Annotated in this window: 16 protein-coding genes; 10 read left to right on the forward strand and 6 right to left on the reverse strand. The window is 61.4% G+C overall.

All coding sequences use genetic code 11. The features are described from left to right. Positions 1 to 152: 152 nt before the first annotated feature. Positions 153 to 2,063, forward strand: coding sequence for a glycoside hydrolase family 127 protein (locus tag ATJ93_RS18275; protein ID WP_120246111.1), 1,911 nt, complete (start codon positions 153 to 155; stop codon positions 2,061 to 2,063). A gap of 93 nt (positions 2,064 to 2,156) precedes the next feature. On the opposite strand, the gene ATJ93_RS18280 is transcribed toward ATJ93_RS18275, so the two are convergent. Together ATJ93_RS18280 and ATJ93_RS18285 are read right to left on the reverse strand one after the other, a co-directional pair. Next, positions 2,157 to 2,918, reverse strand: coding sequence for an IclR family transcriptional regulator (locus tag ATJ93_RS18280; protein ID WP_120246112.1), 762 nt, complete (start codon positions 2,916 to 2,918; stop codon positions 2,157 to 2,159). 52 nt (positions 2,919 to 2,970) lie between these two features. After that, a complete protein-coding gene (locus tag ATJ93_RS18285) occupies positions 2,971 to 5,652 on the reverse strand; it encodes a glycoside hydrolase family 2 protein (protein WP_120246113.1) in 2,682 nt (893 codons plus the stop codon). A 551-nt stretch (positions 5,653 to 6,203) separates the two neighbouring features. Here ATJ93_RS18285 and ATJ93_RS18290 point away from each other — a divergent pair. From ATJ93_RS18290 to ATJ93_RS18300, 3 genes are all read left to right on the forward strand, one after another. Next, positions 6,204 to 8,288, forward strand: a complete 2,085-nt coding sequence (locus ATJ93_RS18290; protein WP_120246114.1) for an IclR family transcriptional regulator domain-containing protein — start codon at positions 6,204 to 6,206, stop codon at positions 8,286 to 8,288. A 219-nt stretch (positions 8,289 to 8,507) separates the two neighbouring features. Next, positions 8,508 to 11,012, forward strand: a complete 2,505-nt coding sequence (locus ATJ93_RS18295) for an alpha-L-arabinofuranosidase (RefSeq protein ID WP_120246488.1) — start codon at positions 8,508 to 8,510, stop codon at positions 11,010 to 11,012. Between the two features lie 614 nt (positions 11,013 to 11,626). Next, positions 11,627 to 14,830, forward strand: a complete 3,204-nt coding sequence (locus ATJ93_RS18300) for a PAS domain S-box protein (RefSeq protein ID WP_120246115.1) — start codon at positions 11,627 to 11,629, stop codon at positions 14,828 to 14,830. Positions 14,831 to 14,875: 45 nt separating this feature from the next. Here ATJ93_RS18300 and ATJ93_RS18305 read toward each other — a convergent pair whose 3' ends face one another. Both ATJ93_RS18305 and ATJ93_RS24145 read right to left on the reverse strand, forming a co-directional pair. Then, the gene (locus ATJ93_RS18305) at positions 14,876 to 15,889 is read right to left on the reverse strand and encodes a hypothetical protein (protein WP_120246116.1); all 1,014 of its coding nucleotides are present in this window, start codon (positions 15,887 to 15,889) and stop codon (positions 14,876 to 14,878) included. After that, complete coding sequence (locus tag ATJ93_RS24145) at positions 15,889 to 16,770, reverse strand: hypothetical protein (RefSeq protein WP_245977685.1); 882 nt, start codon at positions 16,768 to 16,770, stop codon at positions 15,889 to 15,891. The genes ATJ93_RS18305 and ATJ93_RS24145 overlap by 1 nt, the downstream gene beginning before the upstream one ends. 216 nt (positions 16,771 to 16,986) lie before the next feature. Between ATJ93_RS24145 and ATJ93_RS18315 the strand changes: the two genes are divergently transcribed. Beyond that, positions 16,987 to 18,630, forward strand: coding sequence for a DUF2070 family protein (locus ATJ93_RS18315; RefSeq protein WP_120246117.1), 1,644 nt, complete (start codon positions 16,987 to 16,989; stop codon positions 18,628 to 18,630). 49 nt (positions 18,631 to 18,679) lie between these two features. On the opposite strand, the gene ATJ93_RS18320 is transcribed toward ATJ93_RS18315, so the two are convergent. After that, complete coding sequence (locus ATJ93_RS18320; protein WP_120246118.1) at positions 18,680 to 19,153, reverse strand: redoxin domain-containing protein; 474 nt, start codon at positions 19,151 to 19,153, stop codon at positions 18,680 to 18,682. 216 nt (positions 19,154 to 19,369) lie between these two features. Here ATJ93_RS18320 and ATJ93_RS18325 point away from each other — a divergent pair, with 216 nt between their 5' ends. From ATJ93_RS18325 to ATJ93_RS18345, 5 genes are all read left to right on the forward strand, one after another. Beyond that, positions 19,370 to 19,645, forward strand: coding sequence for a PadR family transcriptional regulator (locus ATJ93_RS18325; protein WP_120246490.1), 276 nt, complete (start codon positions 19,370 to 19,372; stop codon positions 19,643 to 19,645). Between the two features lie 89 nt (positions 19,646 to 19,734). After that, positions 19,735 to 20,046 carry a hypothetical protein gene (locus ATJ93_RS18330; RefSeq protein ID WP_120246119.1) on the forward strand — a complete coding sequence of 104 codons (312 nt, stop codon included), beginning with the start codon at positions 19,735 to 19,737 and terminating at the stop codon, positions 20,044 to 20,046. Positions 20,047 to 20,659: 613 nt separating this feature from the next. After that, entirely contained in the window at positions 20,660 to 22,006 is a 1,347-nt protein-coding gene (locus tag ATJ93_RS18335; protein ID WP_120246120.1) for a M14 family zinc carboxypeptidase, read from the forward strand. A gap of 13 nt (positions 22,007 to 22,019) precedes the next feature. Further along, on the forward strand, positions 22,020 to 23,372 hold the full coding sequence (locus ATJ93_RS18340) for a S8 family peptidase (protein WP_211334090.1): 1,353 nt from the start codon (positions 22,020 to 22,022) through the stop codon (positions 23,370 to 23,372). A 385-nt stretch (positions 23,373 to 23,757) separates the two neighbouring features. Further along, positions 23,758 to 24,657 carry a polysaccharide deacetylase family protein gene (locus ATJ93_RS18345; RefSeq protein ID WP_120246121.1) on the forward strand — a complete coding sequence of 300 codons (900 nt, stop codon included), beginning with the start codon at positions 23,758 to 23,760 and terminating at the stop codon, positions 24,655 to 24,657. A gap of 93 nt (positions 24,658 to 24,750) precedes the next feature. Here ATJ93_RS18345 and ATJ93_RS18350 read toward each other — a convergent pair whose 3' ends face one another. Further along, entirely contained in the window at positions 24,751 to 25,746 is a 996-nt protein-coding gene (locus tag ATJ93_RS18350) for a restriction endonuclease (RefSeq protein WP_120246122.1), read from the reverse strand. Positions 25,747 to 25,908 lie beyond the last annotated feature (162 nt).

Consider the following 25,908-nt stretch of genomic DNA (forward strand, 5'->3'; position numbering starts at 1 on the left):
CTCCATCGTCTGATAAATGTACGGGTCGCCGAACGGTCTCGTGGGAAATCCTGCCGGAGAGCGGATCGGCCCTCGCAGTCGGTCGAAGGCTGGTTCGACGGACCTACAGCAGTATTTATATGTTCACGTGTGCTGTTCGCACACAATACACGATGCTGAACGCAGAGCCGGTCCCGCTTACGGACGTGACGATCGACGACGAGTTCTGGAGCCCGCGGATCGAGACCAACCGGAAGGTGACGATCGAGTACCAGTACGAGCAACTCGAGACGAGCGGCTGTCTCGAGAACTTCCGGCGGGCCGCTGCCGGCGAAACCGGCGGCTTCGAGGGGTTCTGGTTCGCCGACACGGACGCGTACAAGTGGATCGAGGCCGCGAGCTACGTCCTCGCGACGACCGACGATCCCGACCTCGAGGAACGACTCGATGAGGTCATCGACCTGATCGCCGCCGCACAGGAGGACGACGGCTACCTCAACACGTACTTCGCGCTCGAGGAGCCGGAACGGAAGTGGACCAACCTCAACATGATGCACGAGCTGTACTGCGCGGGCCACCTCATCGAGGCGGCCGTGGCGCACCATCGTGCGACCGGCAAGACGGCGCTGCTGGACGTCGCGACGAAATTCGCCGACTACATCGACGAGGTGTTCCCCGACGAAGTCGACGGCGCGCCCGGCCACCAGGAGATCGAACTCGCGCTCGTGAAACTCGCCCGAGCAACCGGCGAGGATCGGTACGTCGATCTCGCTAACTACTTCATCGACGTTCGGGGGCGAACCGACCGCTTCGAACGGGAACTCGAGAACATCGAAGACATCGCCGGCTACGATCCCGACGACGGCGGGATCGCCGAGAGCGCCCGCGGCGCGTTCTACGAAGACGGCGAGTACGACGGAACGTACGCGCAGGCCCACGCCCCGCTCGAGGAGCAAGAGGCCGTCGAGGGCCACGCCGTCCGAGCGATGTACTTCTTCGCCGGCGCAGCGGACGTCGCCGCGGAGACGGGTGACGACGACCTGCTCGCACACCTCGAGCGGCTCTGGCGGAACATGACGACGAAACGGATGTACGTCACCGGCGGCATCGGCTCGGCACACGAGGGCGAGCGGTTCACCGAGGACTACGACCTGCCGAACGACACGGCCTACGCCGAGACCTGCGCGGCGATCGGGAGCGTCTTCTGGAACCGGCGGCTGTTCGAACTGACCGGGGACAAGAAGTACGCCGACCTCATCGAACGAACGCTGTACAACGGCTTTCTGGCCGGCGTCTCGCTCGACGGCACCGAGTTCTTCTACGATAACCGCCTCGAGAGCGACGGGAGCCACGGACGGCAGGGCTGGTTCGACTGCGCCTGCTGTCCGCCGAACGTCGCGCGATTGTTCGCCTCGCTCGAGCGGTACCTGTACGCCGTCGACGGCCGGGAGCTCTACGTCAACCAGTACGTCGAGAGTACGGCGACGCCGACGGTCGACGGCACCGAACTCGAGGTCACCCAGACGACCGACTACCCGTGGGACGGCGAGGTGACGATCGACATCGAGGCGACGGAGCCGGCGGCGGCCACGATTTCGCTTCGCGTTCCCGAGTGGTGTGACGAGGCGTCGATCGAAGTGAACGGCGAGTCGGTCTCGGTCGACGGCGACGGATACGTCTCCCTCGAGCGAACGTGGGACGACGACCGGATCACCGCGACGTTCGAGATGGACGTCACCGTCGTCCGCAGCCACCCCGCGGTCGCGGCCAACGCCGGCCGCGTGGCCCTCGAGCGCGGGCCGATCGTCTATTGCCTCGAGGCCCTCGATACCGAGCGGCCGGTCCACCAGTACCGCGTCGACGCGAAGACCGATCTGGAGCCGGTGCACCGGGACGATCTCCTGGACGGCGTGACAGTCCTCGAGGGGGACGCGCCGGTTCCGGCGCTCGACGGCTGGGAGGACGATCTCTACCGGCCGGCCGAGGAGTGCGAGGAGACGACGGCCCGACTGACCGCGATTCCGTACTACGCGTGGGATAACCGCGAAAGCTGTGCGATGCGCGTCTGGATACAGGAACACTAAGCGGAGACCGAACTCGAGTCAGCCGATCGCGGATGGGATACTGTGGTCCAAAGCGGAGACTGCCGCGGCTCCGAGCGAATCAGGCTGACAGCACTATGCGTAGTTGTACTCGAGTTCGATCACGTTCGCTGCACCCTGAAGCGCGGTCAGATAGTCGCCGTAGAAGCGATCATCGTCGACACGGTGGACGGGGCAGGAGAGACCGATCGACGCAATGCTCCGCCCATCGTCGTCGGTGATCGGCGCCGCGAGCGATCGTAACCCGGGCCGTTGTTCCTCGTCGCTCTCCGCGTAACCCTGTTCGCGGATTGCGGTTAGTTCGTCATCGAGCGCCTCCCGCGTCGTAATGGTGTTCGACGTAAACATCGGTAAGCCGTGCTCCGAAAGGATATCGTCGACCTCACACTGGGGACGGAAGGCGAGCATGGCCTTGCCGGACGCCGTACTGTGGAGCGGAACGGGCTCGCCCTCGTGCGTGCCCAGTTCGATTCCGTTCGCTCCGCTGGCGTAGTACAGATAGACTCCGAGACCGTTGTTCTCGACGAACAGGGTCGCGAGCTCGCCCGTCTCCTCGGCGAGTCGATCGACCTGCGGTTGTGCGATATCGTAGATGGGAACGAGATTTCTCGCGTGAGAGCCGAGACTGAAAAGCGGCAGTCCGATGTGGTACTCGTCGCCGTCCTTGTCGACGTACTCGTTGTGCTCGAGCGTTTTCAGGTAGTTGTACACCGATCGCTGTCCGATATCGACCCGCTCGGTAATTTCGCCGATGGTCGCACCGTCGAGATCGCGGATGACCTCCAGGATTTCGAAGGTGCGGCTAACGGACCGGATAGCAGACGCTGACTTAGCCATAGTCGTACTTACGCTCACCGCCACATATAGATTGTCCCGCGCCGAGACGCATCTAGTCCCGGTCGGTGAGATAGTCGACGAGTCGGCACAACAACCCGGTCACGACCGGATGTGATCCGGCAGTCGTCTGCACGCGGAACGTACACGCGACGACTCGACCGTCGTCGACGGACCGCTCGAGGAGCGGACTCCCGAGGTCGGCCAGCCACCCCCGCACGAAGCCGACGTGGACGGTATCCTCCTCGGGCGCTACGTCCGCGACGATGTCGTACGGATAGGCGTCTTCGAACTCCCAGCCGAGGTGGCGGTTCGAACAGAACTCCTCGACGAGCGGCGAGTCCTGATAGAAAAACGACGCCGTGTTGTTCCAGCTATCCGTCCGCGGGAGCGACCGGAACTCGAAAAACTCGGTCCCCCGCATCTCTCCCTGCCGGTCCGGGACGTGAACGGCGGTCCCGCCGTTCGAAACGAACTCGACGACGTCCGCGGTCGTCTCCGTTACGAACGCGACGTCGACATCGGGCGTCAGGCGGTGGGTGACGTCGAATCCCACCGACACGAGTCGCGAGGCGAGCGTTCCCTCCGCAAACACCAGCGCTTCCGGCGGCTCGCGCGGTGGCGAGGGGACGACAACGATCGGTTCCGTGCGCGTCAACTCCGTCTCGGAGCGGCCTCGAACCGTTACATCAACGGTTCGAACCGTTTCAACCTGCGGCGCAGTAATCCGTACCGGTTCCGATTCCACCACCGAGTGTGGCGGTGCTGTCAGTCGCCGGGTTTCGGTCCGTCCGTCGAACTCCCACTCGAGGTCTTCGACGACGCGGTCGTCGGTATCGTTGACGAGCGCGATCTCGAGTTCGAACTCCTCGCCGGCCCACGAAACGTGCGAATCGACCGTCGGAACGATCGTTACGTCGGCGTTCAGCGCGGCGACGTCGTCGTAGACGGCCTTCTCGTTTCGGCAGTAATCGAGCAGGCCGGTCACCTCCCACTCGGTGTCGTACAGTTGCGTCAACACGTAGCCGGCGATTTCTTCCCGCGTTCGGAACTCACCGAGAATGTGCTCGAGCGAGACGCTCGCGCGGTGTTGCCACGACTCGGCGAGGTCCTCGAGGTTGTCGAAGACGTCGTCGAGACCGGTCTCGGCGAACCGATCCTGAACGCCGCTGGGCCGCTTGACCGGATCGGTGAGGAACTCGTGGGAGAACCACGCGGGCTCTCGCCCGTAGTGATCGATGAGCGTATCGACCGACGGGAATGAGAAGGCACCGAATTCCGAGATCACGACCGGCTCGCCGTCGTCGGACCAGCGCTGCGTAGCGTAGTTATCCCGACGGTGGTGAAGCGTGTGTTCCAGATTCTCGACCCATTCCGTCGCTCGATCGGGACTGATACAGTACCAGTGATAGTCGTTGAGATCGGTCTCGACGTGTGCCCACCCGGAGTTGTCACACACGAGTCGCGTCGGATCCCACTCCCGAACCGTTTCGACCAGCGACGCGAGGTACGTCTGTTTCGCCTCGTCGGTCCAGAGCGTCTCCTCGGCCTCGTTGTGGCCGATGCCCCACTCCTCGTGGTAGAGACTCCAGATGACGACGCTCGGTCGGTTGTAGTCCCGTTCGATGAGTCGGCGGAGTTCGGTTTTTACCTCCTCCTTCGAGCGATCCGTATACTGTGCCGGGTTCGCCGGCTCCTCCCAGACGAGGATTCCCTTTCGATCGGCTGCCTCGAGGAAATCGGGATGAGCCGGTTTGAGGTGTTTGCGGACCAGGTTGAACCCGAGTTCCGAGACGCGCTCGAGTTCGCGCTCGAAGAAGTCGCCGTCCGGCGGCCGATACAACGTCGTGGGGAAATAGCCCTGATCGAGCACCCCGCGAAGCCGAATCGGCTCCCCGTTGAGCCGGAAGCCGTCGTCGTCGCGCTCGATCGTCCGAAGGCCGAAGTAATCCTCGTAGCGATCGAGTACCTCGCCGTTTGCTTCGAGCGTGATCTCGAGGTCGTACAGCGCCGGCGACTCGGGCGACCAGTACGCCGGATCGTCGAACTCGAGGACGGCCTCGTCGTCCTCGTCGATCGGGTGGACGGCGATCGCTTCGACCTCGCCATCTCGTGAGGCCCGAATGACGGCATCGACCACCGACCGATCAGTATCGCCGACGTCGACATCCAGCGAGACGGCGGCGGTATCCGTCTCGAGGTCGGGCGTCACGTTCGCCCCGGAAATGTGGGTCGCCGGCCGGAACGAGAGCGTCACCGACTGCCAGATCCCGCTGACGCGCGTAAACCACGGCTCACCTTGCTTCCCGTGGGGAATCTCCGACAGATCTCCGGGATCGTGAACCGCAACGGTGAGCGTGTTCTCGCCGGCGGTGATCGCCTCCGTGATTTCGAACTCGAAGGGGAGGTAGCCGCCGCGGTTTTCGCCGACCCGCTCGCCGTTGACCCAGACGGTCGTCCAGTAGTCGGCGGCGCCGAATTCGACGAAGACGCGCTCGGACTCGAGGTCCGCCGTCTCGATCTGAAACGTCCGATTGTACCACGCGGTTCCCGTGTACCCCCGTAGGCCGTCGTCCTCCTGCCAGATGTGCGGGACGTCGACGGGATTGGCCTCAGTGAGCCACATCGCGAGTTCCGTCTGCCATCCCTCCGTCATCCCGATCCCGTCGGGATCGACCTCGAACAGCCACTCTCCGTCGAGCGAGCGAGAGCGGCGAAGGGACGTGTCGTCGTTCATACCGGTGTGTCTGGTTGATCGGGGTTAAATCTTCAGTATCCGCCTGCCGTTAGGAACGTTGCTCGACGGTCCGCGGCTGGCTCGAGGCCGGCCGTCCACTCCAACGAACGGCCGCATCCGAACCGCTGCATGATTTCGATATAAGAAATAGCTGCGTTCGATACCGACATATTACATACGTACTATTGTAACGGTTGGTACGGTGTCACACGGCAAATTGCGGGATAGCAGCACTTCTACGGAGAACGTATTCTGTTTCCTATAGAGAAAAATGGTCGATAAAGGGTGAAACCGACGACCGCCGTCTCACGCCGATCGATCTTCGATTCGATCGGCAGTGACGGGTGAAGCCGCAGGCGGGATCCGTACCAATAAGGTCGTCCAACCACGAAGCGATACTCGATGACGCACGCACGCACGGTCCGCCCCGGTCGACGACGCTCGCCCAACGGACTGGTACCTCACGGACCGGCTGGGCCGACGTGCGAGACCGGACGGTATCGGACAGCCGGCCGATCGGTGTCGAACGACACGCTATCGAACGGGGAACCATGACCGACGACGAACTCACGGACGACCGGGATGGGCGCGTGCTGTACAGTCCCCCTGAGTGGGCGCCGGTCCCCGGAGCGATGTATCCTCGAGTCGAGCGACTCGAGCACGACGAGAGCGACGACCCGACGATTCTCGCAACGTTCGAATGTTACGAGACGACGGGCAAGAACGGCACCGACGAGCCGTATTTCCCGGTCTATCGGAGCACCGACGACGGCCGAACCTGGTCCCGCTTTGCCGAGATTCGGGACACCCAGCACGGATGGGGACTGCGATACCAGCCGACGCTCTTCGAAGTCCCACAGCAGCTCGGTCCCTGGGAGGCGGGCACAGTCTTTGCCGTCGGAAACTCGATCCCGAGTGACCGCTCCGAGACGAGCATCGACCTCTACGCGAGCGAAGACGGCGGCCGGACCTGGTCGTACGTCAGCACCGTCGTCACGGGTGGAAAAGCCGTTCCGGGACGCGGTGAGTCGCCAGTGTGGGCGCCCGAACTGACCGTCGACGCCGACGGCAACCTCGTCTGTTACTTCTCCGACGCGCGCCACTCGGACGAGGGGTACAACCGCGTCATCGGTCACCGCGTCTCGACCGACGGCGGGCAGACGTGGAACGCGGAGACGTTCGACGTTGCGGTCGCAGACGACGAGTCGACGCCGGGAATGCCGACGATCACGACACTCCCGACGGGTCAGTACCTCCTTACGTACTTTATCGGTGGCCGACAGTACGGGGGCGGCGTGTACGTCAAAACGTCGCCGAACGGCCGCGACTGGGGCGACCCCGACGACGTCGGATCGCCCGTCCGGACCGACGACGGGCGCCAGCTCATCGAGGGCCCCTACGCGACCTGGGTTCCCTACGGCGGCGAGGATGGAACGATTCTGGTCGCGGGAAAAACGCTCCGTGACCAAAATCGAAATCGCGTTCCGGAAAGCGGGACGGTCCTGCTCGCCTCGAGCGATCTCGCCGGTGCGGAGACGTGGGAACCCGTTTCAGCGCCGCTGTGGTTCGACGACGAACTCGAAACCGGCCACCGGTCCGTCGGCTGGTCGAGCGCGTTGCTCCCGTCGGCGGACGGAACGTCGCTCCTGCACCTGACTTCGACGTACGACGGTCACGGCAAAACCGAGATCAGGTACGCGCGAGCCACCCTGGAATCGCTTTTCGACTACGACTCGAGCGAGCACGTGGATGAACAGTCGTCCCAGCGACGTCCCAGCGACCACCCGTCGCCGTCGCAGGACCCACCCCGAGCGATTCGACGATCGCGGGAGTCGACGCAGTCCGCGGAATCTCACCACGTCAAATCGATCGTCAAAGCGTTCGAACTCCTCGAGACGCTCGAGCAGACGGGCGAGATCGGCGTCACCGAACTGTCCAGACAGACCGGCATCGCGAAGAGTTCCGTCTACAAGTACCTCGACACGCTGCGCCACCTCGGATACGTCACGAAATCCGACGGCGCTTACGCACCGTCGCTGCGACTGTTCCACTTCGGGCAACGCATCGTCTCTCGCCACGAGGTCTACCGCATCGCACAGCCAGAACTAGACGCGTTGGCCGAGAAAACCGGCGAAGTGGTCTCGCTGATCGTCGAAGAGGACGGGGATGCGGTGTATCTCTACTCCACCTCGCCACACGACGACCGGACCATCGAAGAGGGTAGTCGAATGCCGATCCACGCGTCGACGGGTGGAAAGGCACTGCTCTCGTACCGATCTCGGGAGTACGTCGACGACATCCTCGAGAACACCGCGTTCGATATCGATCGCCAGAACTTCTACGCCGACCTGAAGCGAGCGCGCGATAACCGCGTGATCATCGATCGAGAAACGAACAACCAGCAGTACAACGCGGGCGTGCTGGAAAAGCGCTGGCACTCCTTCGACCAGCAAGCGGAGACGAATCAACTCTACCGGATCGCCGTTCCCATTCGGGACACCGAAGACAACGGAATCGCCGCGATCGAAGTCCTCGGCTCCGAGTTACAACGCGATTCCCGACGACTGCAGGAGGAGATCGTCCCCCTGCTGGTTTCGGCCGGAAAATCGATCGAAACCGAACTCTTGAGTAACTAACGGCTGACCCCGCCATAGAATTATCCGGTCGATTTCTCGGTGCGACTCGAACAACGGCGATCGGGCCGCGATACCCGAATTCACCGAACAGCGGAACGGATTGATTCGCCGAGGATTGGTCGTATATCTATCTAGCTCGGGTCCGGAATTATCTTCACATCCTAACCGAGCGTAATTTTGGATAATAATTTAATGATGTTCTGTTCAATTCGCGAGTGGATGTCACCAAATCCAACTGCAGACGGTAGTGGCGACAACGATTCGGACGGTGGAGGGCTGTCGCGTCGCGAAGTGCTCGCGACGCAGTCCATGCTGGTCGCCGGATCCACGGTCGGATTCGGGGCCGGTATCGCATCGGCCGAGCCGCGGGAAACGATCGAGAACAGGGTCAGCGTCGATCCGCACGACAAGTCCGAGGAGCCGGTTCCCGACACGCTGTTCGGCCGGCTGAATGAACACTACGGGGACGCGACGATCTATCCGGGCGTGTACTCGCTGCACGTGATGAACCCGACGTTTTGGCGGGTTCCCGACTACTGGTTCAGCGACGAAATAGACGCGTTTTACGAGGTCGAGCGCCACGAGACGCTCCCGTTCCCGTGGGAACCCGTCGACGGATCCCGCGCGAGTTTCGACCTCCGGTCCGACGGCGAACGGGTCGCCGGGGGCGACTCGCCGCACGGAACCACCGGCTACCCGCGGATCGCGGTCGACGAAGGGACCGACGGCGCCGGGATCAAACAGCGGATCGTCCTGCCGGACAATCGGACGCTCGGGTACGACCTCGGCTTCTCGGTCCGCGGCGACGTCGACACCGTCACGGCGTCGCTGACGACCCTCGAGGGCGACGTGCTCGCGTCGACCGCGGTGGACGTCTCCGGGGAGTGGACGCGCTACGAGCCGACGCTCGAACTCGACGAAAAGAGCGGCGACGAGTACGTCGGCGGCGCCGTCGCTGACGTCGAAACGCCGTACGGACGGTACGCCCTCGAGTTCACGACCGACGGGACGGGGCACTTCGACATCGACTTCGTCGAACTCGCGGCCGACGACGCCGTTAACGGGAAATTCAATCCGTACACGGTCGACCTGCTGGCGGAACAGCACGGCACGTGGCTGAAGTGGCCCGGCGGCAACGTCACCAGCCAGTACAACTGGCGCGACGGGATCGGTCCGCTCGAGGAGCGCACGCCCCGGTTCAACCACGCCTGGCAGGGGATGCAACCCAACTTCTTCGGGACCGCCGAGTACCTCGAACTGTGCGAGGTCGCCGATCTCACGCCCGAGATCACGATCGGGTGGTGGGACAACCCGGACGACTGGGCCGAAGAGCGCCAGATCCTCCCCGAAGACGCCGCCGACTGGGTCGAGTACGTCAACGGCTCGAGCGACACCGAGATGGGTGCGCTGCGCGCGGAACACGGGCGTGCCGATCCATGGAACGTCGAGCACTGGGGCGTCGGCAACGAGGTTTGGGGCGACTGGCAGTTCGGTCACACGTCGGACGCCTCGGAGTACGCCACCGGCTCCGAGGAGCGCATCGGATTCGACGAGTACGCCGCCGCGATGCGCGAGGTCGACGATTCGATTACGATCATCGCGAGCGGGTGGGACCCCGCCGAAGCCGAACACAACGACAATCCGTGGAACGAGACGCTGTTGGACGAACTCTCGCCCGAACAGCTCGACGGGCTGAACATCCACCGCTACCAGTGGGGACTCGACAGCGCCGAGGACGTCGAGGCCTGGAAGGACGACCACGACGCCGACGACTGGGACTACAGCGAAGTGATCGTGATGGCGGCGACCCAGCTGGGCGAACAGCTCGGCGAACTCGGCGATCTGGCCGACGAATACGGCCACGAGGACGACTTCTACGTCAACCTCAGCGAGATCGGGATCTTCCCGACCGTTGCGGAGGGCGCGCCGTATCCGGGGCCGGAGACGATGCCCGGCGCGTCCTACGTGGCGGGCGTGCTCAACGCGTGCATTCGCGAGACGGACACGGTCAAGTGGGCCGCCCAGACGTGGGTCCCGATCAAGTCGTGGGTGCCGGTGAAGACGGACGATCATCCGCCGGATCCGAATCCGCTCCGTCCCGACGGCTCCGTGACGGGGCTGTACTCGGCCGTCTTCGAGTACGACGCCGAGTGGCACGCAGTCGACGTCGAAACGACCGGTGCGAGCCGCGATCTCCCCGACACCGGGGAGCGGATCAACCCCATGGCCGACGTCCCGTACGTCGACGCCGCCGCGATGCAGAACCGACGGGGCGAGGAACTGGCCCTGTTCCTGACCAACCGAAACCTCCGCGCACGGAGCGAGGTGACGATCGAACTGGGCGAGTGGTACGCCGACAAGTCGGTCGAGATCGTCCGACTCGAGCCGGCTGCCGACGAACGACCGCTTCCTCACGAAACCCCGACGTCGTGGGACGAACCGACGAACCACGCGGTCGAGCACACGATCGAGGACGTCGACGGCGACGGAACGGTCACGCTCGAACTCGAGCCGGCGTCGATCGCCCGGCTGTTCGTCGACAACGATCGGGGACGCGCCGATATCATCGGCGACAACGGCGTGTGGCCCGGCCTCGACGGTGAGGAGAACATCCCGATTCGAAACAACAGCGGCCCCGGCAGGACGAACGGTTACGGAAAGAAGAACGGGAACAAAAAGAAGGACAGAAACGGGAACGAGAAAAAGCGTGGGCAGTCAAAATAGCCGAGTACAGCGGTACGAATTGCGCTCCTGATATATTTTGGCGGCTGCTCGTTGAGCGTGCCGTCAAGGTTTGAGCGGTAACCGATAGGAGCACAGGAGCCGATTACCTGATGAGATCATCCGGACTATATAGAACGAGATACAGTATATTATGATAAATATTTGCTATCTATTCTAGACTAGTGATTGGTTTGTAAGAGAGAAAAGGAACGAAATAATCTGACCACATATATACCATTTCTTTTTATGTATCACCAATACCTCGGCCAAATAAAATGAGTTATAGGGGTATAGCCGCCATTTTTCCGCCATCTGAATATTGAGGGGAATAGTAAAGTAGCAAGGTTGACAGAGGAAATATATTCATTACTATATTACCATAATTTGTATAGTTACGTGAGTGAGATAGTTACCTATTGTAGCTATTATAGCTATTGTACCTATCTTCGACCCCGAAGGGTGGACAACCGCGCAAGTCAAATACCGCTAGGACGCGCTGTGAATCGACCAGAACATGCCATCTCGAGGGGAGTAAAGCGGAGTTCGGTTTTTCGGCTCAGACTGAATAGTATCGAACGGTAAGTGTTTACAAGGGTGGGCCGAGAACTGCGTCTATGGGTACCCCCGGGTCAGCACCGGACATTACACGGGAGGACGTGCGGGGTGTTTTTACGCAGTTCGAGCGACAAGGAATACCGATTACAGCCGCAGACGTCGCCGACGCACTCGACTGCTCGCAACGAACGGCACGCCGAGCCTTAGACGAGCTTACCGAAAGCGGCGAGGTCGAAAGGCGGGAACTCGCCGACGGGACGCGAGTATGGTGGCAGCCCGACGGCGACGACCGAACGGGGTCTGAAAGCCCCGACGAAGCGGAGTTCGCGGCCTTCGTGAGCGCCGTCAGGGACTATGCCATATTTATGCTCGATCCGGAGGGGACCGTCGTCAACTGGAACGACGGAGCCGAACGGATCAAAGGGTACCGAACCGAGGAGATCGTCGGCGAACACGTCTCGACCTTCTATACCGATGGCGATACCGAAGCGGGCGTCCCCGAGGAGAATCTCGAGGCGGCGGCGGACGCGGGCCGCGTCGAGGACGAAGGGTGGCGCGTCCGCAAGGACGGCACCCGGTTCTGGGCCCACGTCACGATCACCGCGATCCGCGACGACGACGGCACGCTCCGGGGCTTTACGAAGGTTACGCGAGATATGACCGAGCGCCGGGAGTACGAACAGCGACTGCGCCGGGAGCGGGACTTCACCGAACGGATCCTCGAGACGATCCCGGTGGGGACCTGCGTCCTGAGTCCGGACGGGAGCCTCACCCGTGCAAACCGGCGGCTGCTTACCCGACTCGAGATCGACGATGCAGCCCTGTCAGAGTACACCGTGGACTCGTGGGAAGTCTACGACGAAGCGGGCGACCGCATTCCGCCGGCCGATCGACCCTGGGCGGAAGCCTTCGAAACCGGGGACCCCGTCTACGATTACCGGTGCCAGCTCGACGCGCCGAACGGGGACCGACGCTGGGTCTCGCTCAACGCTGCGCCGCTCGAAGACGGCGAGGATCGGCGAGTGATCCTCTCGCTCGAGGACATCACCGAGCAAAAGGAGCGCGAACGGCAACTCCGACAGCAGTACCGCCAGACGGAACAACTGCTGCGGACCGCGCCGGTCGCCATCGCCGTGCAAAACAGCGACCGAGAGACGGTGATGGCAAATCGACGGGCGCAGGAGGTGTTCGACCTCTCCGAAGCGGAATTTACCGCGAACCCCGTCGATACGGGAGAGTGGAAAATCTACGATGCCGACGGGAATCGACTCGAGCCGGAGGAGACGACGTCGGCCCGCGTTTTAGAAAGCGGCGAACCGGTGTTCGACGAAGAACTGATCTTCGAACTGCCGAACGGTGATCGACGACACTACCGCGTGAATACCGTCCCCGTATACGGTCCCGACGGAACGATCGATCGCATCATCACTGCGGGGAAGGACATCACCGAACTCAAGGAACGGGAGCGACAACTCGAGCAACGAAAAGCGGAACTCGAGACGGAACTCAACGGGATCCTCGGGCGAATCTCCGACGCGTTCTACGCGCTCGACGACGACTGGCAGTTGACACACTTAAACGATCGAGCCGCCGAACTCCTCGGACAACCCGCCGAGGAGTTACTGGGACGAGAAATCTGGGACGTCCTTCCCGAGACGGACGACGAAATATACAGGACGAAGTTCCGAACGGCGATGGAAACGCAGGAGCCGCTCAATTTCGAGGTCTACGAGGACGGCACCGAGTCGTGGCTCGAGTTTTCGGTGTATCCGTCCGAATCGGGGCTCTCGATTTACTTCCGCGACGTGACGGCTCGAGTAGAGCGCGAGCAGGAACTGACGAAGTACGAGACCATCGTCGAGACGATCAACGACGGTATCTACGTCAAAGACGAGGACGGCTACTTCACGATGGTTAACGAGGCGTACGCCGAACTCACCGGCTACGATCGCACCGAACTCGTGGGCGAACACGCCTCGTTGGTCGTCGACGAGGAGACGATCACCGAATCGCGAGACCAGATTGCGGCCGGCGTCGAAGCACCGCCGGCGATGGAGACGGAACTTCAGACGGCCAGCGGCGACCGCGTCCCGGTCGAAGGGACCTTCGCGACGTTACAGACTGGCGACAGCCACGAGGAGATCGGCGTGGTCCGCGACGTCACCGAACGCAAGGAACGCGAACGGGCCCTCCGCGAGCGCGAACGTCGGCTCAAGGAGCACAAGGAGTTCACCGACGACGTTCTGAACGCCGTCGACGATCTGTTCTATCTCATCGATGCGGACGGCAACTTACAGCGGTGGAACGAGAGCGTAAACGACGTCACCGGCAACTCGGACGCGGAAATCGAGTCGATGACCGCACTGGACTTTTTCGACGAGGAACACGCCGAGCAGGTCGCAGCGACGATCGCCGACGGCTTCGAAACCGGCGATCTACAAATCGAAGCGAAGATTCGGACCAGGGACGGCGAAGAGATACCGTACGAGTTCACGGCATCCACGCTCGAGGATCCCGACGGGAACGAGGTGCTCACTGGGATCGGCCGCGACATCACCGACCGTCTCGAGTACGAACACCAGCTCGAGGCGTCGAACGAACGCTTAGAGCAGTTCGCGTACGCCGCCTCCCACGACCTCCAGGAGCCGCTGCGGATGGTGACCAGTTACCTGCAGTTGCTGGAGAATCGGTACGGCGACGACCTCGATGACGATGCCGAGGAGTTCATCGACTTCGCTGTCGACGGCGCCGAGCGCATGCGCCAGATGATCGACGGCCTCCTCCAGTACTCGCGGGTCGAAACGCGCGGCGATCCGTTCGAATCGATCGATCTGAACGACGTTCTCGACGAGACGCTCGAGAATCTCGAACTCCAGATCGACGAAAATCAGGCCGAGGTTGTGGTCGACTCGCTACCAACCGTCCGCGGAGACGCCAGCCAACTCCAGCAGGTGTTTCAGAATCTCGTTAGCAACGCGATCGAGTACAGCGGCGATGAGCCGCCAGAGATCCGTATCGCTGCCGAACGAAATGGAGCGAAATACGTCATCTCGGTTCACGACGACGGGATCGGGATCGATCCCGAAGACCAGGATCGAATCTTCGAAGTGTTCCATCGGCTCCACACCCACGAAGAGCATCCGGGGACCGGCATCGGTCTCGCGCTCTGTCGGCGCATCATCGAACGTCACGGGGGCGAGATCTGGGTCGACTCCGAACCGGGGAACGGAACGACGTTTTCGTTCACGCTGCCCCCGGCGTGATCGGCCATTCCTCGGCTCCGTACTATCGATAGCGGAATTGCCGGGCTACCACGGGAACAACGGCGGAAGGGCAGAGGCAACCGACGATGCAGTTAGTTCAGCACCGTCCTCGCCGTAGCTCATCGTCGGATACGCATCGGCTGCGGCGGCGTACTCGATAGAGTGCTCGTATCCCGCTCTCGTATGCGGCGAGAACGGCGTTTCTAATCCCTGCTCTTCGAGCACCCACTGCCCGAACCGCTCGTTCGTGTCCTCGTTTGGCTGCCAGTCGCCGCCGTCCGGGCGACTCCCCTCCTCGAACTCGGTTTCCTCGCGCTTTCGCTCCTCGACGTAGAGGTAGTGCTTCGGATACGGACTGACGTCCCAGACGCGCGCGAGCGTCGTCCCATCGGCCAGTAGCGCGAGCTCGAGGAACGTGTACATCGTCGGCGGCTCGACGATGAACGCGGGAACGACCGCCGCGTCCATCCCCGTCGTCTCGAGAAACTCGATGGGACCGAGTTCGTAGAACTTCTCGCGCATGATCTCGATGTACGTATCGGTGCCGCCGAAGATGACGGAGGCCCGGACGCCCTCGACGCCGTCGACGGCTTCGGAGACGGCATCGCTCTCGAACCGCGTGACCGACGCGCGGAGTTTGTCCTGACCATCGAACCAGTCCAGATCCTCTCGCTCGATGATGTCTCTCACGAGGTTGTCCTCCGACTCCTCTCCTTCGACGCCGACGTACGACGGCTTCTCGTCCGCGTTCGTGTCGTAGGAGAGACTCGAGTCCACGACGGTTCGGCCGTCGGGGGTGGCGAACGCCAGTTCGATGCGGTTTGCCAGTCGGTACTGTCGAAGCCCCTCGTCGTATTCGGGAAGCTGCTTTCGCATCTCGCGGACCGCCTGCAGGTCGTCCGGAAGGTCGGTCACGGCGTCGGCGACGAACCACGCGTCGAGGGACTTCCCGTAGTAGTCGGGCATCGAGCTGTTGAGGGGATCGCCGCCCTCCGAACTGTTCTCGTTGTGACCGGGGAGGAGCGTGACGGTCGTCGCCGACGTGGATCGTTCGACCATCAGTGCCACCCTCCGCCGAATTCGATCTCGGTTCCCGCAACCGTAAGCAGGTGCCGATCTGCGGCGAGCCTCTCGAATCGATACGGCTCCGTTTCACCGTCGGCGAACACGAATTCGCCTTCCTCTCGCGTCTCGGACTCCGCAGTTACCGTGGTACGGACGTAGACACCGTGATCGAACTGGAGGTCCCGCATCGTCGCCGCGAGGCGTGCGCGGCCGATGGCGCCGACTGCGTTGGTCGCACGAACGGCATCGAAGACGATTCCCCCACGGCGTGTGTCAATTTCGGTCGACGAGCCCGAATCGCGGTCGGCCACCGACCACGTGATCTCGAGTCGTGCCGTCGCGTCAAGGAGACCGGTGTCGACGTCGCTCGCGTCCCAGTAAATGCGTGCGGGCATCGCTTGCGGGATCGGGATGGGATCGGATTCGGCGATCGGATCCGTCGCTACCCAGTCATCGAGGACATTCACGAGCCGAAACCGAAACTCGAGGGCCGAATCGGTCCCCGCAATTCGGCCGGGCGTAACACCGGCGACGAAGTACGGATGCGCCATCAGGTCGAGGTCGGCGACCCGCCGCGAGATGGTCGGTGTCGTATTCCCGTCGACGGTCGCCTCGAGGGCGTACTCGCCTTCGGTGACCGCAATCGGACGATCACGTCGGGCGACTCTCGACAGCGCGACGTCGTCACCGGGTCGCCACTCGTCGAGCGCCGACTCGAGGGGGCCGAGCAGGAACTCATCACCCGCGCCCGTGCTCGTGTCGGCGGTGACGTACCGTGACGCGATCGAACCGAAGACGGCGACGAAACCGGTTCCCGCGACCGTCGACAGGAGTCCACGACGAGGCGTTCGGAACGTCCGTTCGTTTTCGGTCATCTATCGGAAATAGTGAACGTCACTATTCGTAGTAATTATGTACCACTGATGACAAGAGATCCGATACGTGTGCCTACCGCGGAATTGCTACGGGTCGGGTTGGGACGGCAGACGACGTCCCGCTCGCCCGTGAACGAAAAGAGATACCCTAATGGGGTTACTACCGCGAGCAATGAACACTCACAAAGGGCGTGACGAACTTACCGGTGAGTAGTCATGGGTGCTGATAACGTCGATATCTTCAAACACATCGTCTTTCGGCTCCCGTCGCTCCCGGTTCAAATCGCCGCGTTGGTCGGTTTGAGCCCGCTCTATGCAACTCTCGCGTATTTGGCGCTCAACGAATTCGCGCCGGTCGAACTGGAACCGTGGCTCATCCCGGTCGGCGCGCTCGTAATCTTCATGGGGCCGTTCGTCATCGCCGCCGAACTCTTCTATCACGCATTGCCCGACTATCCGCGCCACTGGAGCTACTTCCTCGCGCTCACGACGCAGCTGTTTCTCTTCATTTACGCGCTCATCCTCTCCGGTGCGGATACCGGACTGAACGCGTGGCGAATCGTTTGGCTCGCACTGATCACCGTGAGCCTCACTAACGTGATGGTCCTGACCGTTTCGGTCGGTCCCGAGCGCCTGCGGCGGATAGTGCTCCTGTCGCTCGTTCAACCCCTTCTCCTGATCGGCACGTTCCAGTTTTTCATCGGTCGGAACGTCGGCGTCTCCGAGGCGTCGCTGCTCGTCAACTTTGGCGTACTTCTGGTCGTCGTCGCAGTCCTCGTCGGATTCCTGAAGCTATTCGACTATCTGATCGGTAGCAACGCCAACGTCTCCGCGTTCAGACTCACGTCGGGGCTGTTGAAGGGTGAACGATCGGCCCTCGATCTCGGGTACCCGGCGCGGCCGGACGTCCAAACGCTGACGATCGACAACGGCCAGACGCTTACGCTCGCAGCGCCGTGGATCCATCCGGGCCCCCTCGGCGGGTTCGGCGGCGGCGAACTCAGCAGCGACGTCATCGACGACTTGAACGACGACGGCACCGGCTTCTTCCTGCACGTTCCGTGTACCCACAAGGAAGACCTCGCCGATCCGGCGGACGTGACCAAAGTCATCGACGCCGTCGGCGACCCCGAAACGGTGTCGACGGCGTCGCGACTCCACAGCGCGGAGTACGACGACCTCGAGTTCTACGGGCGGACGATCGACGGAAAGAAAATCGTCTTCTTCGAAGCCGAGGGAATCGACGACTACCATCCCGGCGTCTTCATGCGGGACGTCTCGAAAGACGACGTCCTCCTCGTGGATATGCACAACCACCACATCCACGCGGAACTGGACCGGGAAATCCAGTACGGCACCGAGGAAGCCGCCCGCCTCAAGCGGTGTTTCGACGACTTCCTCGAGCGCCTCGAGGGTGCCGAAACCTACCCGTACAGCGCCGGCTTCGCCGTCGACTGCGGCGACCATCCGCTGCTGGCGCTCGTGGAGGAGGTCGACGGAGAACGAACGCTCGTCTTCGGCGTCGATACCAACGGGATCACCGACGATCTGCGAGCCCAACGCGAACGGTTCAAAGAAGAGTTCGACGAGGTGATTCTGTTCTCGACGGACACGCACGCATCGGTTCACGACCTGGCGAACATGGACGGATTCGACATCGAGACGGTCACGGACACGGTCCAGCGTGCAACCGACCGCGTCACCGATGCCGAGATCGGGCTGACGAACGATCAGACGGATCAGTTACACTTGCTCAAACTCGACTACAGCGGCCTCGTCTTCAGCGTGAACATCCTCATCCGACTCGTTATTATCTCGCTTGCGGCGTTCTACGCCTTCCTCGTTCTCTGGGTCCTTTGAGTATCGATTTTCGCTCACACGTTCAGCAGTCTCGTGAGTTTGATCAGCGTTACGCCGATTCGATGGCCTCGAGTAGGTCGTCGTAGGGCGGTTCGTTCGTCGGGTCGTCAGCAACCCATCGGTACGTGATCAGACCGTCCCCGTCGAGGACGAAGACGGCCCGGTTCGCGATCCCGTGGAGGCCGAGGTCGGGAATGTCCGTTTCGACGTCGTAAGCATCGATGGCCGCGCGGGCCATATCGCTGACGAGATCGAACTCGAGTCCGTGTTCCTTACGGAACGCACCCTGTGAGAACGGGGAGTCCGCGCTCACTCCGAAGACCGTCGCGCCAGCGCCCTCGAACCGCTCGAGACGGTCCTGCAGGGCGACCATCTCGTTCGTGCAGGGCGGCGTGAACGCGCCGGGGAAGAACGCGAGGACGATCGGACCGTCACCGAGGTGGTTCTCGAGGTCGAACGATTCGTGGTCGCTGGTACCGACTGTCGCCGTGAACGTCGGAGCGGTGTCTCCAGTCGTGGGCATACGACTTCCGTTTGGTAACAACCAGCATAAGTGCCGTCCCGAACAGCCGATATTCGAAACGAGTACGCCCGGTTCGCATTCAGCTTGCTAGCGAAGCAGAATAATACCTCCCGATTTGACGAGTATTGTGACGAAAAAGGGACTTTCATCCGGATAATACAGTTAGTTCTATCCAGAAAAGAACTCAAATACAGCATTGTTGAATACTCATGTACGATGAACGACCTCACCGGATTCCAACGTGATTTGCTGTACGTCATCGCGGGTGATGACCAGCCGTCAGGGCAGGACGTAAAGGAGGAAGTCGAACAGTACTACAGTAACGAGATCAATCACGGGCGACTCTATCCAAATCTCGATACGCTCGTCAACAAGGAACTCGTCGAGAAGGGACAACTCGACCGCCGGACGAACTACTACGCTATCACTACGGCCGGAAAAGAAGCAATTGCGGAGCGACAGGAATGGGTACGGCAGTATATTGAGGTGTGAGGTGAAGTCGTTATCTGCGGGCTAGTTCAACAATAGCTATGGTTTTACCGAAGAGAAGGCTTATGATCGCAGACTAGCGTCGTCGGGGTATGTCGACTGAGACTGGCGACACTCTGCCAAATCTCGTTACGATCGTTGGGAGAGGCGTTCCATCAAACTATGAAATCACCGTCGACGGTGCTATCGAACTCGTCGGTGCTGATCCACTCGAGGAGGCAACGGTCGTTACGGACCATTCAGCGGAGGGTTCCGTAGACACCGGCGTTATGCGGTTCCGGTTTTCCGGTGAAATGGCGGATATCCGTATCGTCGATTGGAACGGTATCGCTGCGCCTGACTCACCGAGTACGCCTGCGGTCCACATCGACTACGGTGTCTCGGCACGGGGCGACAGTACGTAGGCTATCGCCATCGAGCACGTTTACGGTATCCACAGCGGAACCGGCCGATTTACCGGACACTGTGAGTTCGACTCTCCACTATGTAGCAAACTGGTTGCGGTGAGAGTCACCGGTGGGATACTCCGGTGACCGAATCGATGATCGGAGTGGTGAGGTGAATACCAACGGAACGGTGTGTTGGTAGACGAGGAGGCGCTGTCTTCGGGCCAAAGGGTCGGTCGGATCGATACCGCTCCCCACACCCCCTCGTCATATAGTGAATCGTCAATAGAAGCTATAGTCCTGCTGGCTAATTATATTGGTATCTCAGATAGAGTCGATCAAGCAGTAACTGTATCATCGGCGGACCGGTTGCCAGCGTCCGTCCTCAGGACGCAACTACTGCGAAGGAGTAGGGAGTTGGACCAATATAATTCTGCTCTAGAACTTGCCCTCAAACACGCTGATCACGCTGATCGTGCGATCGAAGACTCGTTCGAACTGTCGCTTGACAGCAACGATAAGAATCGTTCCGAGCAAAATACTACTATACTATTGTTGGTCGATTGAATTAATGCAATACCGTAGGTTACGCTAACGTTTATTTCTCTATCTCTAAACTAAGCCGGTGGCTATGGATCTCAACCGACGACGGTTCCTCGAGACCGGACTGGCAGTGAGCGGACTCGGGCTTACGAACACGGTAACCGCGCAGGACGGTGACCGGTACCGACCAGGTGGCCCGTGGGCGCCGAACGAGCGGGCGATCAATTACAACGGCTATCTCGACAACGAGGAACTCGCCAAGCGACTACGCCAACTCGACAATCGAAGTGACCGCATTACGCTCGAGCAAATCGGCGAATCCGCGGGCCGCGGTGATCCGATCTGGGAAGTAACCGTCGGCGACGGCGACGAGAACGTCCACATCATCAACCAGATCCACGGCGACGAACCGACCGGGGCGGAGGCGATGGTGAAAATCCTGCAGACGCTCGCGAACGGCTCCGGGGCGACGATCGACGCGATCCTGGACGAACTGACGATCACGATCATCCCGCGGGTCAACCCCGACGGCGCGAACTTCGTCGGCGACGACGGACTCGGAACGGACGGCGAACTCCGCCAGCGCCGATATAATACGACCGAATGGGAAGAAGGTGACTCACAGTATATCAACGCGAATTCCTACGCCTACAACCTCGAGATCCCCGGGTACGACCTCAACCGCGGATTCAGTATCGATCCCGAGTTCACCCCCGGCGACGAAGAAGAGGATTGGTGGACTGTCGAAGACGAAGCTGCGAAACTCGCCACGCTGAACATGCCCGTCGAGGAGGTGCCGCTCGAACTGAAAGACGGGGACCCGTACGATGAACTCTGGAACGTCGGCCTGAACATCAATCCGGAGACGCAGGCGGTGACCGAGTCGTTCCTCGAGGCCGATCCCGACTGGGCGATCACCCACCACCATCAGGGTCCGACTATCGATCCGGAATCCGGCGGCAACGGCGGTCCCGAATGGCAGTCGATCATGAGCGTGATGTCGCCGTTCGGGCCCACGTACGCCGGACTCGACGGCGTTGACTATCGATCGTACGTCGGACAGGGGAATCCGTTCCTGTCCGTCGACGCGCAGACCCGCTCCCTGCAGCTTAACGCGCTGGTCGCCGACCGGATGGAGCAGTTCGGCCAGGGCCGATTCAACACGATCACGCGGTACGGCTACGGTCCACTCTGGGGGTCGTACCTTGACGCGCTCTGCCCGCAGACCGACGCCGCGGGGGCGCTCTACGAGGTTTCGCACCAGAGCGACGACCGCGGTCACAAGGCCCGTGGAACGATGGTGAAAGCGACCGTCGAGGGGATCATGGCCACGTTCGAACGGCTCGCGGACGGGTCGATTCACGACGTCGACGAGATGGCGTACTTCGATATCCCGCTCAGCGAAGGGATCGAAAATCCGCACGATAATCGCTGACAACGCCACGCCTATGTCACGTCTGCAACGACGCACCCTGCTCCGGCGAACGGGCGTATCGATCGGTGGCCTCGTCCTGGGATCGACAGCCGTAAGCGCCGATGAAGACTCCCCACAGCGGTTCATCGTCGACCGCAAGAGCCTCCGAAACGAGGACGATTTCGAGGTAATCCACTCGCTGGATCCGGTGGATCTCCTCGTCGTTCGGGCGACGGAATCGCAACTCGACGACGTCGGGGCGGCGTTTGCACCGGACGTTCGTCTCGGGCCCGAACCGTACGGACCGGTACGCCGTGCCGACGCCGAGACGGCGGCGGATGAAAGCGACCTGGTCGAGTACCAGTGGGACAAGCAGGACCAGCGGATCCCCGACGCACACGAACTCACTCGCGGCGAGGGGAGTCGCATCGCAGTTATCGACTCCGGAATCGCCGCGGACCATCCCGCCCTCGACGGACAAGTCAACCTCGAGTTGTCGCGGAGTTTCGCGGACGACGACTACGGCGTGGGGAAGCCCTACGCCGGCACCCACGGAACGCACGTGGCCGGAATCATCGCCGCGAGCGACGATACCGGGAAGGTGATCGGATCCGCGCCGGACGCGGAACTCGTCGATCTGCGCGTGTTCAGCGCTTCCCCGGCGAGCGTCGACCAGCAGGGACAGGACCTCCCGCCCGCCTACTGGGGCGAGACCTACTACGGGACCGTTATGGCCGCACTCGTGTACGCCGCCGAGATCGGCTGCGATGCGGCCAATCTAAGCCTCGGCTGGACCTGGCGAATGCGGACGGACGGCTGGGGACGATTCTGGGGCGAGGTCCACCAGCGCGTTGGAAACTACGCGCGACGGAACGGAACCGTTCACACGCACGCATCGGGCAATTGGGGCGAGAGCCTCCAGTTCAACCAAGACGAAACGGACTCCTCGCAAACGGCCGGCGGCATCACGACGAGTGCGACGGGTCCGGTCGGCTTCGATCCCGACACCGGCGACGCGGACGAACCCGCGTATTCGCCCTCGACCTACACGACCCACGGCGTCGGTGCGATCGATCTGGCGGCCCCCGGCGGACACGGCGGGGAGAACAAATACGACAACGTGCTGAACGCCACCGCAACGCCCGTCTTCGACGACGAAACGGGCGAGTATCTCGAGACCGAGTACGGCTACGGATGGTTAGCCGGGACGTCGATGGCTGCACCACAGGTTGCGGGTGCCGTTGCACTCGTGAACAGCGCGCATCCGGAGTACAACGGCAACCAGATCCGGAACGTACTGAAACGGACCGCGGACCGTCCGGACGAGTACGCGAACAAGTACTACGGCGCAGGCTACCTCGATACATACGCTGCGTTGACAGACTGACCAGACGCAGCTATCTGACGGACAGTTCTTAACAGCACTCGAGCACCAACCTCATCGGATTATCGAGACCATCCCGTTCACTCTGCTGTATAAACCATTTGAGACCGCCTGAGATCGGATCGGTGGGTCTGTAAGTTTGTCGCGACGGCGTTCAGGTACAGCTGCATTGTCTCTGTCAGGAGGAGGAATTCGAGGCTGTTTGTCATGGTTCTCTCACTGAAGGTCGAAACGATGACCCTAAACACAATTTTGAGCCCCTCTTGTGCGCACTACCAGCTTCCTAAGACTCTCGAATACTCTAGATGTGTCCTATCAGATCCAAACACGGTCACGGACGCCAGTGATACACTTCTTTCCCGCTGGTTGTCGAGAGTCACTGCTGTACATGCGAACAGTAGATGTCGCGATCGGTGTCGACGCGGACTGCGTCGCCGGTTGGCTGGGCTCCTACGGCGGTGCGGACTCGCCCGCAGACCTCTCTCGAGGGTTAGCCGCCGGAAACGAGGGCATCCCGCGGATGCTCGCGCTCTTCGACGATCAGGACGTCGAGACGTCGTGGTACGTCCCCGGTCACACGATCGAGACCTTCCGCGACGAGATCGAAGCGGTGGCGGCCGACGGCCACGAACTCGGCGTCCACGGCTACTCCCACGAGAACCCGACCGACCTCTCGCGGGAACAGGAAGACGAAATCCTCGAGGTCTCGATCGATCTCATCGAGGACGTCACCGGATCGGAACCGGTCGGCCACCGCGCCAGCTGGTGGGAGTTCAGCGAGAACACGCCGGAACTGGTCGAAAAGCACGGCTTCCTGTACGACAGCAGCCTCATGGAGCGGATGTTCGAACCGGGCTGGATGCGCAAGGGCGACAGCTGGGAGAAGATCCAGTACGACGAGGAGCCCGAGACGTGGATGGAACCCTACCGGTACGGCGAGGAAACCGACGTCGTCGAAATTCCGATCAGCTGGTACCGGGACGACATCCCGCCGATGTTGTTCATCAAACAGCCGATCTACCACGCCGGGTACAAGGATCCCGAGATGATGTACGAGCAGTATTACAAGCGCCAGTTCGACTACCTCTACAACCGCCGCGGCGCCGGCGTCTACACGTTCACGATCCACCCGGACATCCACGGCCTGCCGCACATGATCCCGCTGCTCGAGGAGTTTATCCAGTACGTGAAGGGCCACGAGAACGCGCAGTTCGCTACCCTCGAGACCATCGCCGAGAAGTACAAGGACGATCCGTCGGTGTACGAGAGTCAGAGCGACTACGTGTGATCGTTGTTCAGTTCTTGAGCCAGTCGGGGTCAGAACACAGAACCGACGTATAAAACCCACATTACTGAAAAATTCGAACCGCGTACTCACTGGTCACTTGACGGCAGCCGCCAGTTTCGCCGGAAGGTCCGGGACCGCTGCCTTCTGCTCTTCGGAGAGGTACATCGTCCACTCGACCTTCCGCAGTAAGTCTTCCGTAGAGAATTCGTCCGATTCCCGATCATAATCGTCGAGTAGCAGGTGCGTATTGTTCCGAAATCGGATTCTGGAGACGTCGCCCGCTACGTCGGCAACGTAGAACGCGAATTTGGCGGTCCCCGAGGCGGGGATGGTCGGCTGTTTGACCTGCCAGTCGCCCGGAAAATAGCTGTTCCGCGAGAACCGCATCTCTTGGGTGTACGACCGGCCGCGGTCGTCGTAGACGGTGAAATCCTCCCACGGGTGCACGGAGAGATCGTAATCGACGAGATTGGTGAATTCGAACGCGAAGAACGGGCCGTCGAATTCGGTCGGCTTCCTCACGGCCGGATCCGACGACGTGACCCACTCGTATCCGACGAGGGTCGCCCTGAAGAGTTCGCATTCGGCGACGATAGTCGTCGAAGATGGCGCTTCGAATGCGCTAATACACTCAGTGTACGGATGGTTCTGAATTTCGGCTCCGTCCGCGTAGGTCGCGACCAGATCTTCGGCGGACATCTCGCCGACCAATCGCTGCAGCGTTTTGCCGTCAATCAGCTTGATATTGAAATCGTCGGCGATGACGTCGGCCTGGTTCGTGAACTCGCTCGTCGTAATGACGACGACTTCGTCGACGTTCTCTCGTTGCTTTAGCGAGGCGTATTTCTGCAACTCGGGGCCGGAGACTGAGTTGGTGTCACGATATCGTTTCGTCTGGATGAGTACCTTCTTCGGATACGGGAACGCTTTCGTGGCGACCACGTCGATTCCTTTGTCGCTCGATTGGGACGTTACGTCGGCGTTCCACCCGCGACGAGCCCAGAGATCGGCGATGAAGTGTTCGAATTCGTGGCCGTCTAACTGCTGGAGCAGTTGCAGGATAGAAGTCGCCGATCCTCCCGTGCCCATAACGCTGTGACCATCGTCGCTACGGTGGCAAAAGATTTCGTATTCCAGTTAATCGCAAGAATGCAGCCGGTATGACAAGCGCTACTGCAACGAGTGCGACACGTATTCTGAACGGACACATACAGCATTCGTGTACTAGCGTCGCCAGTCGTTCCAACCGCT

Source organism: Halopiger aswanensis (assembly GCF_003610195.1).
Taxonomy (GTDB): domain Archaea; phylum Halobacteriota; class Halobacteria; order Halobacteriales; family Natrialbaceae; genus Halopiger; species Halopiger aswanensis.